At 57.5% G+C, this 14,243-nt stretch carries 13 protein-coding genes; 7 read left to right on the top strand and 6 right to left on the bottom strand.

The features are described from left to right. Positions 1-20: 20 nt before the first annotated feature. Together ABCP74_RS04720 and ABCP74_RS04715 are read right to left on the bottom strand one after the other, a co-directional pair. Positions 21-1,037 (bottom strand): DUF4352 domain-containing protein, encoded by a 1,017-nt coding sequence (locus tag ABCP74_RS04720; protein WP_343004389.1) that lies wholly within the window; start codon positions 1,035-1,037, stop codon positions 21-23. Positions 1,038-1,452: 415 nt separating this feature from the next. Next, positions 1,453-2,661: an ATP-binding protein gene (locus ABCP74_RS04715; protein ID WP_343000935.1), complete on the bottom strand. Its 1,209-nt coding sequence runs from the start codon at positions 2,659-2,661 to the stop codon at positions 1,453-1,455. A 252-nt stretch (positions 2,662-2,913) separates the two neighbouring features. On the opposite strand from ABCP74_RS04715, the gene ABCP74_RS04710 reads away from it, so the two are divergent. From ABCP74_RS04710 to ABCP74_RS04700, 3 genes are all read left to right on the top strand, one after another. Beyond that, a complete protein-coding gene (locus ABCP74_RS04710) occupies positions 2,914-4,911 on the top strand; it encodes a DNA gyrase/topoisomerase IV subunit B (protein ID WP_343000936.1) in 1,998 nt (665 codons plus the stop codon). Between the two features lie 45 nt (positions 4,912-4,956). Further along, a complete protein-coding gene (locus ABCP74_RS04705; protein ID WP_343000937.1) occupies positions 4,957-7,197 on the top strand; it encodes a DNA gyrase subunit A in 2,241 nt (746 codons plus the stop codon). Between the two features lie 531 nt (positions 7,198-7,728). Then, positions 7,729-7,866: a hypothetical protein gene (locus ABCP74_RS04700; RefSeq protein WP_343000938.1), complete on the top strand. Its 138-nt coding sequence runs from the start codon at positions 7,729-7,731 to the stop codon at positions 7,864-7,866. A 109-nt stretch (positions 7,867-7,975) separates the two neighbouring features. Here the strand turns inward: ABCP74_RS04700 and ABCP74_RS04695 are convergent, their stop codons facing one another. From ABCP74_RS04695 to ABCP74_RS04685, 3 genes are all read right to left on the bottom strand, one after another. Next, entirely contained in the window at positions 7,976-8,506 is a 531-nt protein-coding gene (locus ABCP74_RS04695) for a flavodoxin family protein (RefSeq protein ID WP_343000939.1), read from the bottom strand. Between the two features lie 148 nt (positions 8,507-8,654). Further along, positions 8,655-9,626: an alpha/beta hydrolase gene (locus ABCP74_RS04690; RefSeq protein ID WP_343000940.1), complete on the bottom strand. Its 972-nt coding sequence runs from the start codon at positions 9,624-9,626 to the stop codon at positions 8,655-8,657. Positions 9,627-9,628: 2 nt separating this feature from the next. Beyond that, positions 9,629-10,393, bottom strand: coding sequence for a carboxymuconolactone decarboxylase family protein (locus ABCP74_RS04685; RefSeq protein ID WP_343000941.1), 765 nt, complete (start codon positions 10,391-10,393; stop codon positions 9,629-9,631). Between the two features lie 220 nt (positions 10,394-10,613). Here ABCP74_RS04685 and ABCP74_RS04680 point away from each other — a divergent pair, with 220 nt between their 5' ends. Further along, entirely contained in the window at positions 10,614-11,054 is a 441-nt protein-coding gene (locus ABCP74_RS04680; RefSeq protein WP_343000942.1) for a MerR family transcriptional regulator, read from the top strand. 136 nt (positions 11,055-11,190) lie between these two features. Here ABCP74_RS04680 and ABCP74_RS04675 read toward each other — a convergent pair whose 3' ends face one another. Further along, positions 11,191-12,090, bottom strand: coding sequence for a LysR family transcriptional regulator (locus ABCP74_RS04675; RefSeq protein WP_343000943.1), 900 nt, complete (start codon positions 12,088-12,090; stop codon positions 11,191-11,193). Positions 12,091-12,219: 129 nt separating this feature from the next. Between ABCP74_RS04675 and ABCP74_RS04670 the strand changes: the two genes are divergently transcribed. The 3 genes from ABCP74_RS04670 (at position 12,220) to ABCP74_RS04660 (ending at position 14,231) form a co-directional block, all read left to right on the top strand. Further along, complete coding sequence (locus ABCP74_RS04670; RefSeq protein ID WP_343000944.1) at positions 12,220-13,068, top strand: aldo/keto reductase; 849 nt, start codon at positions 12,220-12,222, stop codon at positions 13,066-13,068. A gap of 71 nt (positions 13,069-13,139) precedes the next feature. Further along, positions 13,140-13,274: a flavodoxin gene (locus ABCP74_RS04665; protein ID WP_267473384.1), complete on the top strand. Its 135-nt coding sequence runs from the start codon at positions 13,140-13,142 to the stop codon at positions 13,272-13,274. 105 nt (positions 13,275-13,379) lie between these two features. Continuing rightward, the gene (locus ABCP74_RS04660; protein WP_343000945.1) at positions 13,380-14,231 is read left to right on the top strand and encodes an aldo/keto reductase; all 852 of its coding nucleotides are present in this window, start codon (positions 13,380-13,382) and stop codon (positions 14,229-14,231) included. Positions 14,232-14,243: the final 12 nt, after the last annotated feature.

Below are 14,243 nucleotides of genomic sequence, written 5' to 3'. Positions count from 1 at the left end.
CTGACGTAAGAATCGCGGCGTTACTTGAGCTTCAGTGCTTCCATCATGGGCACGGCGGCGTCCCAATCGATCTTCCAGCCAATCGACACGCGGACGGTTTCACCCGTTGCGGGAGCCGTCGCAAACAGTGTATGGCCGTTGTCGGGACCGGTAAAGCGCAGCCACGCTATGCCGTTGTACTCGACCTGGTCGGTTGTTGTCTCCTTGCCTTCGTAGACCTGCTCTAGGCTTGCAACCTCTTCCTCCGGCGAGCGCGGGAAGATGCTGATGTTCAGGCGTCCTCCAGTCTCGTCATGGAAGAAGTTTGCCTTTTCGCGCTCTTCGTCGGACGAATCCAGCGTGTACCCATCGGCGGCCTCGATGCTGTACGATGCGCAGTCGATGCCCGTTAAATCTGCCTTCTCGCCAGAATCGGCCACGCCGCCGGCCGCCTTGAACTCCTTGGTCTCGCATCCCGTGGTGTCGAAGTGCATGGCCTCATGATTCTTGGCGGGGGCGTAAGCGTCTACGAACTCGACAGTGATGGGCCCGTAGTACGCCGTCTTGGGCGCCCAGAAATACACGTACTCAACAGTCTCGCCCGGGCCGATATCTGGCCTCTTGGAAAGATCGATGCCCTCGTGAAGCTCATCGGGAGCCTCGCTTGCAACGTAGTCGAGCACGGCCGCCTTGCCGGAAGTAAACAACGGGTCGCCTGCCTCAAGATCGCCCTGGGCAGCATGCACGTTAAAGGAACTGAACGTCCTATTCTTTGTGTTGTTGTTGGTAATCTTGATGTGCAGGTAAAAGCCATCCTGCTTCTTGGCATCACCGCGATAGAACGTACCGTGGGCTGTCGACTCATAGGTAATGCCTGCCACCTCGACCGTCTGCGACTCATAGGCCTTGGGCTTCTCGGTCTTCTCCTGCACGGGCGCGCTGCCACCCGAGCCACTCGGCGCATTACCGCCGCAGCCGGCAAGCGTACACGCCAGCACAGCCGAAAGCGTCACGGTGGGAATTCCTAACAGCAGCTTCTTCGTCATGGGCTTCATCATCCTCACCGCTCCTTTCGACTTGCCGCTCATCCGTTGCCCGAATCGCAAGTCGACTCCGTGGCATCGGCTTCCACTATGAGCGTATGGCAAGAAGCAGCGCCGGCGAAGTGACCCGTGGCCCAACTAGCAACCGCCCAGCATCCCCTATGGACCAAAAACACTTGTATACGCACGCCCTCGGCCCATAAAATGAGACGCCTGTCCCAATGTTCGATTTGAGCCATCCACGCGGCACTTTTCGACAAACGTATCCAGCCGCAAACAAAATGAAGCGGGCTCATCCGTCTTCAAACTTACTCGGGCAGAAACGAGTAAGTGGAATTCATCGGTAAGGAGCGTGGGCTCACCCGCATTATTAAGAAGACCCTCAAGGCGCCCGAGCAGCGCAATGATTTAGATAGGCGTCCACCGCCCGCTATTCGACATCCGACCCCTCCCCCATCAGCCATCGGGCGATGTCGACCACCTTAATCCCCTCATAATCAACAGCCTCATGCTTTGTACGCGCAATGACCATCTTGGGATACGCATCACGTATCGCAAGCAGAGGCGCCACTTCGCGCTCAAAGGTCTCCTGACGCGAAATGTCATCGCTAACTTGGATATACACACGTTCATCGCGACGAATTGCCACAAAGTCGATTTCCTTCTTATAAAGCACCCCGACATAGATTTCCCAACCGCGTCTTAGGAGCTCTAAAGCGACCATATTTTCATATACATGCCCGAAGTCGAGTTTTTTAGTGCCCAGTTTTGCATATCTGATTGCATGATCCGATAAATAGTATTTATCACCCGAAGTGAGGTACTTTTTACCGCCTACGTCATAGCGGCGAACTCGATAGAACGCGAAGGCCTGGCATAAATATCCAAGGTACTGGGCGAGCGTTGCCACGGAAACGCGCGTGCCGGCAGCGTCCAGCGCGGCCGCAATCCCGCTAACAGAAGATATGTTACCGATATTGTCCATTAGGAAATCGCATGCACGTTCTAGTTGTACCTTGTTACGAACCCCATGCTTTTCTTCCACATCACGCAAAACCAAGACATCTAGCACGTTCGCAATATATCGATAGCGAGCTCGCTCGCTAGGATACAAATAAGAGCCAGGCATTCCGCCCTCTCTTAAATAGCGGTCAAGCGCTTCGTCTGGGTTATGAATTTCGTGATACGTCGAAAACTCAAGCAAGGAAAACGGGAATACTTCGACCTCATATGTCCGCCCGCGAAAAAGCGTCGCCAAGTCACTCGAAAGTAAGAAAGCATTGGAGCCAGTAACGTAGATATCGTATTTACCCGATGCATGAAGGCTATTGACCGCTTTTTCGAACCCAACGCAAGTTTGTACCTCATCGATTATCACGATGTTATCGAGGCCCTCGCAATAGCTTTCCTCAACGTAGCGATGCAATGCTCGAAAATCCGTTAGTTCCTCGAATTCGAGGAGATTGAAATTGATACGGATAATATTGGCATCGGGGTCGGCCTCACGAATGCGATCGGCAAGAGCTTCCAGTAGAACAGATTTGCCGCACCTACGAATGCCGGTAATAACCTTGATGTCCGGCGTTCCCTTAGCGCCAAGAAGCGCTTCCATATATTGAGGACGTTCGATAATCTTCATATCTTCACCGCTCTATTAAATAAAAGCTCTCCTGATTCGTTTTCATTTAGTATATATCTGATTCTACTAAAGGAAATCAAATATTTATTGATTTGATTCAGCTATTTCTCCCAATAGCTTAACATCAGTCGATATATCACGAACGATTGTTCGATGGATTTCGTGTTGGATGGAATCGCCCAAGGGCCGGGCTATGCTACCTTGACTATCTATATGACTTAAACGCAGCAAAGGAGCACCGAGAGAGCGAGTATGGCAAAAAACACCGCAAACTATGGTAACGACAGTATCCGCCAGCTCAAGGACGAGGAGCGCGTACGTCTGCGTCCCGCCGTCATCTTTGGCTCGGACGGGCTCGACGGCTGCGCGCATGCCGCCTTCGAGATCCTGTCCAACGCCGTTGACGAGGCGCGCCAGGGCTACGGCAAGCTCATCACCCTTACTGCCTTTCGCGATGGCTCCATTCAGGTAGAGGACAACGGCCGCGGCTGCCCGCTCGACTGGAACCCTTCCGAGAAGCGCTTTAACTGGGAGCTCGTCTTTTGCGAGCTCTACGCCGGCGGCAAATACAACAACAACCAGGGCGGCGACTACGACTTCTCGCTCGGTACCAACGGCCTGGGCTCGTGCGCGACCCAGTACGCATCCGAGTACATGGACGTCACGGTTTGGCGCGACGGCAACAAGTACTCCCTGCACTTTAAGAAGGGCAAGGTCGTCGGTGCCAAAAAGAAGGCACTCGAGATTGAGCCCAGCAATGAGGACCGTACCGGCACCACCATCAAGTGGCGCCCCGATCTTGAGGTCTTTACCTCCATCAGCATCCCCCACGATTGGTATCGCGAGACCATGCGCCGCCAGGCCGTGGTCAACGCCAACGTGACCTTCCGCCTGCGCATCGAGGGCGACGATGGCGAGTTTTCCGAAGAGGACTTTTGCTATCCCAAGGGTATCGAGGACTACGTGCTCGAGAAGGTCGGTACCGACTACCTTACCGAGCCCTTCTTTATCGAGGCCGACCGTCGCGGTCGCGATCGCGAGGACTTGCCCGATTACAACGTTAAAATCACCGCATGCATGTGCTTCTCGCGCACCTTCACGATGCAGGAGTACTACCACAACTCCTCCTGGCTCGAGAACGGCGGCTCACCCGAGAAGGCGGCCCGTAGCGCTCTGACCAGCGCCATCGATGCCTACATTAAGCAACAGGGCAAGTACAACAAAAACGAGAGCGGCATTAAGTGGCAGGACGTCCAGGACTGTCTGGTACTAGTGACCAACTGCTTCTCCACCCAGACGTCTTACGAAAACCAGACTAAGAAGGCCATCAACAACCGCTTTATCCAGCAGGCCATGACTGCCTTCTTTAAGGAGCGCCTCTCGACCTACTTGATCGAGAACAAGGACGCCGCCAATAAGATTATGGAGCAGGTGCTCATCAACAAGCGTTCACGCGAGAATGCCGAGAAGACGCGCCAGAGCATCAAAACCAACCTGCAGCAGAAGACCGATATGGCCAACCGCGTGCAGAAGTTCATCGACTGCCGCTCCAAGGACAAGAACCGTCGCGAGATCTACATCGTAGAGGGCGACTCGGCAGCAGGCGCCATTCGCACCTCGCGCGATGCCGAGTTCCAAGGCGTTATGCCCGTCCGCGGCAAGATCCTCAACTGCCTAAAGGAGGACTATCCGCGCATCTTTAAGTCCGACATCATCATGGACCTTATGCGCGTGCTAGGCTGCGGCGTGGAGATCAAGGACAAGCGCATCAAGAACCTCGGCGCCTTTGACCTGGACAACCTCAACTGGAACAAGGTCATCATCTGTACGGACGCCGACGTCGACGGTTATCACATCCGCACGCTCGTACTCACCATGCTCTATCGCCTGGTACCCACGCTTATCGACGAGGGCTACGTGTATATCGCCGAGTCGCCGCTCTACGAGATCAACTGCAAAGAAAAGACCTACTTTGCCTACACCGAGCTCGAGAAGAACGGCATCCTTAAGGAGATCGGCGACCAGAAGTGTTCCATCAACCGCTCCAAGGGTCTTGGTGAGAACGATCCGGACATGATGTGGCTCACCACCATGAACCCCGAGACGCGTCGCCTGATCAAGGTGGAGCCCGAGGACGTCACTAAGATGGAGACCATGTTCAACCTGTTGCTGGGCAACGACGAGGCAGGCCGCAAGCGCCATATCTCCGAGCACGGCAAAGAATACCTGGACCAGCTGGACCTGCAGTAGCAGCAAATCGATAACGACGGCCTATAAGAAGTTCAAGAGGATATCGTGGCAAAGAAGAAGACGAAGAACCAGCCAAAGAAAAAGCAGGTTAACGCCGAGAACGTCATCGGCCTGCACTCCGAGGTCACCGACCAGCCGATCACGCAGACGCTCGAGGTCAACTATATGCCCTACGCCATGAGCGTCAACGTCTCGCGTGCGTTCCCCGAGATCGACGGCTTTAAGCCCTCGCACCGCAAGCTGCTCTACACCATGTACAAGATGGGCCTGCTCAAGGGCGAGCGCCAGAAGAGCGCCAACATCGTGGGCCAAACCATGAAGCTCAACCCGCACGGCGATGCCGCAATCTACGAGACGATGGTGCGCCTGGCCACCGGCAACGAAGCGCTGCTTGCGCCCTTCGTGGAGTCGAAGGGCAACTTTGGCAAGTACTATTCGGGCGACCTGAGCTACGCCGCATCGCGTTATACCGAGGCCAAGCTCTCCCCCATCAGTGCCGAGATCTTCAAGGACATCGACAAGGACCCGGTCGACTTCGTCGACAGCTACGACGGTGCCATGAAGGAGCCGCGCCTGCTGCCCACCACGTTCCCCAACATCCTTGTCTCGGCCAACAAGGGCATCGGCGTCGCCATGGCGTCCGACATCTGCGGTTTCAACCTCAACGAGGTCTGCACTGCCACGATGCACTACCTCAAGGACCCCGATTGCGACCTGCTCGAGTACATGCCCATGCCCGACTTCTCGACCGGCGGCGAGATTATCTACCGCCGCGAGGAGATGGAAAAGATTATCGAAACCGGCCTTGGCAACTTCCAGATTCGCTCCCGCTGGCGCTGGATTCCCGAAGAGCGCATCATCGAGGTCTACGAGATCCCCTACACCACCAAGACCGATGTCATCATCGAGCGCATCGTCAAGCTCTCCAAGGAGGGCAAGGTCAAGGAAATCGCTGACATCCGCGACGAGACTGACCTTTCGGGTCTGCGCATCGCCATCGACCTTAAGCGCGGCGTCGACCCCGACAAGCTCATGGCCAAGCTCTATCGCTCGACCACGCTGCAAGACTCGTTCTCGTGCAACTTCAACGTGCTGGTCGATGGTTACCCTCGCGTTATGGGCGTGCGCCAGATCCTGCACGAGTGGGTCAAGTGGCGTATTGAGTCCACGCGTCGCCGCATTAACTTTGACCTGGGCAAAAAGTCCGAGCGCCTGCACCTGCTGCACGGCCTCGAGGCGATTTTGCTCGACATCGACAAGGCCATCGCCATCATCCGCGGCACCAAGCTCGAAGCCGAGGTCGTGCCCAACCTTATGAAGGGTTTCGACATCGACGAGACCCAGGCCGAGTTTGTTGCCGAGCTTAAGCTCCGCAACATCAACGAGGAGTACATCCTCAACCGCACCAAGGACATTGCCAAGCTTGAGGGCGAGATTGCCGAGCTTGAGGAGATCCTCTCCAGCGAAGACAACATCAAGAAGGTCATCAGCAACGAACTGGCCGCGGTCAACAAGAAGTACGTGATGCCGCGCCGCACGGGTAGGATCGAGCCCCATGAGGTTATCGAGGTAAGCTTGGAGCCCGAGGTCGAGGAGTACCCGGTCACCATCATGCTCTCGCGTGATGGCTACCTTAAGAAGATGACGGACCGTGTACTCAAGAAGGCGACCACGCTCAAGTACAAGGACGGCGACAAACCCTTTATCGAGTTCCCGTCCTCCAACACCCACGAGCTGCTGGTCTTTACCAACAAGAGCCAAGTGTACAAGTGCAAGGTCGCGGCGTTCGAGGATACCAAGTCGGCCCAGCTGGGCTCGTACCTGCCGACCGACCTCGAGATGGAACCCGACGAGAGCGTCATCTGGGTCATCGACCCCGAGGACTACAAGGCCGACGTGCTGTTCGTCTTTGAGAACGGCCGCGTGGTGCGCGTCGCGCTTTCTGGATACGTCACCAAGACCAACCGCAAGCGCCTTAAGAACGCCATCTACGGCGGCAGCAAGCTGCTGTATGCCCAGGTGCTCAAGGAAGATCGCGACATCGCGCTGGTCTCGAGCGACTACCGCCTGATGAACTTCAACACGTCGTTGCTCAAGACCAAGACGACCACCAACACGCAGGGCGTCCAGGCCTTTACGGCCAAGAAGGGCCGCTCGGTCACCACCGTCGGCACAACCGAGGAGATCCTTGGCGCCGGCGTCTCGGCCGAGAAGTTCACCGCGCAGAGTCTGCCCTCCGCCGGTGCCCTCATGAAAGAAAACGACATGCCGAGTCTGTTTGACTAAAACAACGGTGGCCAAACCGTCATGGGTTTACAAAGCAGCGGGGCCCGGAGCGCAGCAACATCGCGCTCCGGGCCCCGCTCGTTGCAACGTAGTCGGAATAATAGGAATCCCCGTTTTTCACTCCTGCAATCCCACGGCACAAGACATGTTAAGCCGTTAGCAAAACTTGCAAAAATTAGCAAAACCTGCAAAGGAGCTACCATGGAGTACAGCAAATGTCTCCGCCATGCCAGGCATGCTCGAAGATATTATCGAGCGAACCAAAGAAGCCGCAGATAGCTACCTCTCACAGCCTCACGCGCGCATAAACGGTGTTCAAATTGGCCCAGTGGGCATCGATTGGACATATGCTCAAGAGGCTCAGGGCAACTGGCGCACGCGCATGAATGGCGTCTTCAGGCAACTCGAGAAGCATGACATCGAGCTTCTCTCGAAACGACCTATCGGGAGCTTTCCGATAAAGACATTGAGTTTTTGCTCGCGATGCTGCCCGATTCTGGCCCCAGCAGGGTCTCGGAGATAGCCAAGCGTATGGGCGTCGCAAGCAACTATGCAAGCCAATACAAGCGCCGCCTCCTCGAGGACGGCGTCATCGGAGAGCGGGGGCGTGGTCTCGTTGGCTTTGACATCCCCGCGCTCAGGGAATTCTTGAACGAGAAGGCGTTTTAGCACGCCGGAATTGTCCGCGGAAGCATCAACGCATGGCAATCAGCATTCCTCTTGGTAAGGATAGCAAGCATTTTCCACCAACACCGATTGCCATGCGTTCTTCTTGCCCTTAGGCGAGCTTGCGAGCGAGCTCTCGCACCTCTTCCAACTTGGGCGACGATGCCATGCTATCGCGCTCGGTCATACCGCTAATGGTGACAATGCCCAGGTCCTCCCACTTGCAGTACGCGCAGGTTGACTTGTACATAGCGATCGCCGCATCATAGACGCCCTCGCTGTGGCTATCGAGCAAAAGGGCCGTCTTGGTGAACGGGAAGCCCGTAGCACCGAAGGCGTACAGGCGGTCGATGGCGGCCTTCTCCTGCGCAGTGATATCAAACCAGTAGATAGGCGAAGCGAAGACAACCATATCGGCGTCTTTCAGTGACTCGATCACGTCGGCCATGTCGTCCTTCTGCACACAGGTGCCCTCATGGGCGAAGCAGTACTGGCATCCCAAGCAGCCGGCAATCTTCTTGCTGGCAACGCGGACGACCTCGACCGTATGGCCGCCCTCACGCGCGGTCTCGGCAAACGCCTCGACCATGGTGTCGGTATTGGCGCCTTTGCGCGGGCTACCGCTCAATACAACGATATTCATAGAAATCTCCCTCCTTCATGCCGCAGGCGCGCGGCATATTAGTTTGTTTTAACCTAAACGTATGGAGTTATTCAATCGCCTCGTTTCAGCTACTCCCACTCTTTAGAAGAATCGTTGCTGGAGACTTGGCATCAAATCAAGGCACGCCTTATTTCAGATATTCCTCAAAGAATGCCTTCAGCTTTCCAAACGGAATGACGTCCATCTGATCGTAGAGGTCGGTATGGCTGGCGCCGGGGATAATGAGCAATTCCTTGTTGTCCCCCGTCAGCTTGCCGTACGCGGTTTCGCTGAAATAGCGGGAGTGCGCCTTCTCGCCATGCACCAGCAGTACCGCAGAGCGAATTTCGCTGCTGTATTGCAAAATCGGCATATTCAAAAACGACAGCGAGGACGTCACATTCCAGCCACCGTTGGAGTTCAGGCTGCGGGGATGGTAGCCTCGCGGAGTTTTGTAGTAGGCGTAATAGTCCGCTACAAACTGCGGCGCATCCTCCGGTAGCGGATCGACCACGCCGCCCGCCAGCGCATAGCTGCCGTTTTTATAGTCCTCGGTGCGCTGCGTGTTCAGCGCTTTCCGCTTTTCAAAGCGTGCCTGCTCGGAATCCTCGGCGTCAAAATAGCCGTTGGCGGTCACACGGGTCATGTCGTACATGGTCATAGCCGCGGTAGCTTTGATACGGGTGTCGATGGCCGCCGCATTGACCGCCATGCCGCCCCAACCGCAGATACCGATGATGCCGATACGCTCCGGGTCAACGCTTTCCTGCACAGAGAGGAAATCCACCGCTGCGCAGAAGTCCTCGGTGTTGATGTCCGGCGATGCTACATAGCGAGGCGTGCCGCCGCTCTCGCCGGTATAGGACGGGTCAAAGGCAATCGCGAAAAAGCCCAGCTCCGCCATCTTCTGCGCGTACAGACCGGAAGACTGCTCTTTCACCGCGCCAAACGGGCCACTGACGGCGATGGCGGGCAGCTTGCCTTCCGCGTTCTTAGGCACGTACACGTCGGCAGCCAGCGTGATGCCGTATCGGTTGTGGAAGGTCGCCTTGCTGTGCTCAACCTTGTCGCTTTTGGGGAATACCTTGTCCCATTCCTGCGTCAGTTTCAACTGCTCCATGCCTAAGCCTTCCCGTCAATCGCTTTAAGGTATTGCTCGTCGTCCACGGGCTCCAACCACTCGTTGGAGGCCTCCTCGCCCGGAACCTCCACCGCGAGATGGGAGAACCAGCTGTCAGGTGCCGCACCGTGCCAGTGCTTTACGCCCGCGGGAATATTTACTACATCGCCAGGGCATAGCTCTTGTGCCGGTTTGCCCCATTCCTGGTAAAACCCTCGACCAGCCACGCAGACGAGGATCTGTCCGCCACCGCTTTTGGCGTGATGGGTGTGCCAATTGTTGCGGCAGCCGGGCTCAAACGTAACGTTGTAAATACCGACCTGCTCGGTGGAAAGGGGCGCGAGGTAGCTTTGCCCGATAAAGTACTTCGCAAATGCGTCGTTGGGGGCACCGATGGGAAAGGCCATCTCGTTTTGATGCTTGGTTCTTGCGTCGGCGGCATCGTCATCCGCCCAGACCTCCTTCGCCATGCGAAAGGCCGCCCATGCCTTGGGCCAGCCTGCGTAAAACGCCGCGTGCGTAAGGATTTCCGCTATCTCCGCCCTGGTCACGCCGTTGTTCTTTGCGGACATCAGATGATATTGGAACGAAGAGTCCGTCAGGCCCTGCGCCATTAGGGCAACCACCGTCACTATGCTGCGATCGCGCAAGGAAAGCTCGCCTCCCCGGCTCCACACCTCGCCGAACAGCACATCATCGTTGAGCTGTGCAAATTTGGGAGCGAACTCCCCCAGGGCATCCCTGCCCGCTGTCTGCTTAATCGTCATGTTTGATTCCTCCTGTCGATGGTTTTGAGTGCAAAACTGCTTCCGTCCAGCTAAGCCGCGTCTAGACTCCCATGCCCATTCGTCGCGCCTGCTCAAGGGCGGGGTGACCGGCGATTACTGAACACCCCTTGCGCTCCCAATTTATATTGACGAGAATGAAGGTAATACCTAAACCTAACTTTAGGTCAAGGAGATAATTCAAGATTCGTCCGGAGGGACCATGTACACAATCGGACAGGTAGCAGATATGTTCGGTCTGCCCGTTTCCACGCTGCGTTATTACGACAAGCAGGGATTGTTCCCGGAATTGGAGCGGACGTCCGGCATTCGCCGATTCGGCGATACAGAACTCGAGGCGCTTCGGGTCATCGAATGCCTGAAGAAGGCCGGAATGGAGATCAAGGACATCCGGCTGTTCATGGAATGGTGTGCGGAAGGCCCATCGACATATCCCAAGCGCAAGGCCATGTTCGAGGAGCGAAAGGCCCACATAGAGTCGGAGATCGCAAACATGAATCGTGCGCTGGATATGTTGAAGTTCAAATGCTGGTACTACGAGCAGGCAATCCAAGATGGCAACGAGGATAGAGTGAAGGCGCTGATTCCCGACAATTTGCCGGAAGAAATCAAAGATACCTACGATAACGCGCACGCTCGATAGTGGCGTCTGATGCCCAAGGGGCTTTGGCAAGGGGCTCTTTCCGAGCAGAACGAAAAAGAAAGCCTCCGAACCAGAGGTTCCGGAGGCTGTTATTCCCGTTATTCCCATAGGCATAAGCGCATCTGTTCGCGACTGCCTATCGATGCTTTGCCTCGAGCACGGCAGACACCGCATCGAGGAACTCCCGCACATGGTCTGCGGGGTGCGGCGAATGAAGCAGCCCGTAAGACACGAGACAGTCCCAATCGGTAGGGACGGTTTTGAGCATGGGGTGGACGTTGGCCCACAACGGCAACGTCGCAAGCGCGAGGTCCTCGTTCGCGCCGCGATTGAACACCTCCACCCGATATTGCGGGAAGTCTACGAGCGCGATTTGAGGATGATGCAAGAGTATCTCGTCGCGTACGCGGTCGATTTCGGTGTTCCAGCCCCGGCGTATAAGCATAAGACTGTGATTGTGGAGGTCGTCGAATGTGACAATGTCGCGTTTGGCGAGTTCGTTGTCGACGGGAACGGCGCACCAGAGCGGCTCGCGCGAAAGCTCGAGGCCCAGGCACCCGCGCTCTTTAAGAAAGGCATCGTCGAAAATCCCCGCCACGATATCCATGTCTTGCCCGAGGTTCGCCAAACCGCGCGCCGCCGAGGGTGTGTTTTCAAACGTGACCACCTGAAGGCTCATGCCAGGGCAACGTTCCTTCACCTTCGGCCACAGCTTCGTGAGCGGCGTGCTGGGCGTCATGAGCGACACTCCCACGCGGATGATGCGCTTCTCCCCACGCTCGGCGACGCGGGCGCGTGCGATTGATTCTTGAGAGTACTGCACGATATGGCGGGCGTCGGCGAGCAGCGACCTGCCTGCTCGCGTAAGCGAAAGCCCCTGATGCGATCGGTGGAACAGCGTAAGGCCTAGCCGCGACTCCAGCAGGTTCATCTGCTTGATGACGGCCGTGGGCGTGATGAAGGACTCTTGTGCCGCCTTGGAGAAGCTGCCCGCCTCCGCCACGCGGATGAAAGTGTCAAGCTGTGGGTTGTACATCGATCCTCCTGTCACACATTATGTGCCGTATATACCCCATGGTTATATCCATCATTCCAACGTGAACTTCTCGCACGTCAGTAAACGCCGTAGCCTTGTATTCGAAAAGTCACCATTAAGGAGGAGACCATGGAGTATCTGAAGCTCAACAACGACGTCGAGATGCCCATCGAGGGTTTGGGCACCTTCCTCATGACCCCGGCCGAGGCCGAGGCGGCCGCAACCGCCGCGCTCACGGCTGGCTACGAGCACATCGACACCGCCAACGCCTACATGAACGAGCGCGCCGTGGGCCGTGCCATCGCCAAGAGCGGCATCGCGCGCGACAAGATCTTCGTCTCCACCAAGCTTTGGCCGAGCGTCTACGACGCGGGCATGTCGGCGGTGGACGCCACGCTCCAGCGCCTGGGGCTCGACTACGTCGACATGCTCATCCTGCACCAGCCGGTAGGCGACTACCTGGCCGCGTGGCGCACGATGGAGGAGGCCTACCACGCGGGCAAGGTGCGCGCCCTCGGCCTCTCCAACTTCCCGCAAGACAAGATTGCCGAGGTCATCGAGGTCGCCGACATCAAGCCGCAGCTCGTGACCGTTGAGTGCCACCCCTACCACGCCCAGCGCGACCTGCGCGCCTACCTCGCGCCGTACGGCACGGTGATCGAGGCGTGGTACCCGCTCGGCCACGGCGACAAAGGTCTTCTGGAGGAGCCCGTCTTCGTCGCTCTCGCCGAGAAGTACGGCAAGACCCCGGCCCAGGTGATCCTGCGCTGGCACGTGCAGATGGGAACCTCCATCATCCCCGGCTCCAAGAACCCCGCCCACATCGCCGACAACGCGAACATCTTCGACTTCTCCCTCACCGAAGACGAGATGGCCGAGATTGCCAAGCTCGACGGGACCATGACCTACTACACCGCCACTGAGGAAGCACTCGCGGGCTACCTGGCCATACGCCCCGATTTCGACGCGCAGGAGTAGCGCTCAGACGATAACGGACCAACCAAGCCGCCGCCGAGGACCAGTCGGCTGTCGAGGACGAGCCCGCCGCAGTGCCCGCTGCAGACGGCAACGTCCTCGTGGCCTACTACTCGGCACAGGGCCACACCGCTGTCGTAGCTCAGGCCATCGCCGACGAGCTCGGCGCCGATCTCTTTGAGGTGACACCTAGAACCCGCGGGTTATAACACCGTGCGCACTCCAGCGTTATAGAACCCTCACCAACGGAAACTTCCGCCGACGCGGCTCCCCTCGTATGGTGGATACGTCAAGTTGCGAGAAAGGAAGGCACCATGAACTACATCACCTTGAACAACGGCGTCAGGATGCCGCAGCTCGGCTTCGGCGTGTACCAGATCCCGGACGCCGCGGAATGCCAGCGCGCCGTGGAGGACGCGCTCTCGGTCGGCTACCGGCTGCTCGACACGGCCGCGAGCTACGGCAACGAAGAGGCGGTCGGGGCTGCCATTCGTGCGAGCGGCCTGCCGCGCGACGAGGTGTTCGTGACGACCAAGCTGTGGATGTCGGATGTGAGCTACGAGGGGGCCAAGCGCGGCTTCGACGCGTCGCTCAAGCGGCTGGGGCTCGACTACGTCGACCTCTACCTCATCCATCAGCCGTTCGGCGACGTCTTCGGCGCGTGGCGCGCCATGGAGGAGCTCTACGAGCAGGGCGTTATCCGCGCCATAGGCACAGCCAACTTCTACCCCGATCACCTCGCAAACCTCATCTCGTTCAACCGCATCGCCCCCGCCGTGAACCAAGTCGAGTGCAACGTGTTCTTCCAGCAGCGCGACGCGCAGGAGTATATGGCCGGCAAGGAGGTAGCCATGGAGGGCTGGGCACCCTTTGCGGAGGGCAGAAACGACCTCTTCCGCAACGAGGTCCTCGCTCGCATCGGCGAGGCGCACGGCAAGACGGTCGCCCAGGTCGTGCTGCGCTGGCTGCTGCAGCGCGGTGTGGTCTGCATCCCTAAGAGCACGCACCGCGATCGCATGGAGCAAAACTTCGACGTCTTCGACTTCGCGCTGGGCGACGACGAGATGGTCGCCATCGCCGCGCTCGACACCGGGCGCAGCGCGTTCTTCGACCACCACGACCCCGCCACCATCGAATGGCTGTCCGGGCTCGTGCGCAACGTGTAGACGAGCGGTCAG

Source organism: Collinsella aerofaciens (genome assembly GCF_039062315.1).
Classification (GTDB): domain Bacteria; phylum Actinomycetota; class Coriobacteriia; order Coriobacteriales; family Coriobacteriaceae; genus Collinsella; species Collinsella aerofaciens_BG.
Note: the sequence above shows the minus strand (reverse complement) of the source record. Positions and strands in the feature narration are given on the sequence as shown.

Excerpts from the sequence above, each read along its gene's own strand:
- ABCP74_RS04720 (WP_343004389.1), bottom strand. The coding sequence starts at position 1,037 with ATGATGAAGCCCATGACGAAGAAGCTGCTGTTAGGAATTCCCACCGTG.
- ABCP74_RS04715 (WP_343000935.1), bottom strand. The coding sequence starts at position 2,661 with ATGAAGATTATCGAACGTCCTCAATATATGGAAGCGCTTCTTGGCGCT.
- ABCP74_RS04710 (WP_343000936.1), top strand. The coding sequence starts at position 2,914 with ATGGCAAAAAACACCGCAAACTATGGTAACGACAGTATCCGCCAGCTC.
- ABCP74_RS04700 (WP_343000938.1), top strand. The coding sequence starts at position 7,729 with ATGGGCGTCGCAAGCAACTATGCAAGCCAATACAAGCGCCGCCTCCTC.
- ABCP74_RS04695 (WP_343000939.1), bottom strand. The coding sequence starts at position 8,506 with ATGAATATCGTTGTATTGAGCGGTAGCCCGCGCAAAGGCGCCAATACC.
- ABCP74_RS04690 (WP_343000940.1), bottom strand. The coding sequence starts at position 9,626 with ATGGAGCAGTTGAAACTGACGCAGGAATGGGACAAGGTATTCCCCAAA.
- ABCP74_RS04685 (WP_343000941.1), bottom strand. The coding sequence starts at position 10,393 with ATGACGATTAAGCAGACAGCGGGCAGGGATGCCCTGGGGGAGTTCGCT.
- ABCP74_RS04680 (WP_343000942.1), top strand. The coding sequence starts at position 10,614 with ATGTACACAATCGGACAGGTAGCAGATATGTTCGGTCTGCCCGTTTCC.
- ABCP74_RS04675 (WP_343000943.1), bottom strand. The coding sequence starts at position 12,090 with ATGTACAACCCACAGCTTGACACTTTCATCCGCGTGGCGGAGGCGGGC.
- ABCP74_RS04670 (WP_343000944.1), top strand. The coding sequence starts at position 12,220 with ATGGAGTATCTGAAGCTCAACAACGACGTCGAGATGCCCATCGAGGGT.
- ABCP74_RS04660 (WP_343000945.1), top strand. The coding sequence starts at position 13,380 with ATGAACTACATCACCTTGAACAACGGCGTCAGGATGCCGCAGCTCGGC.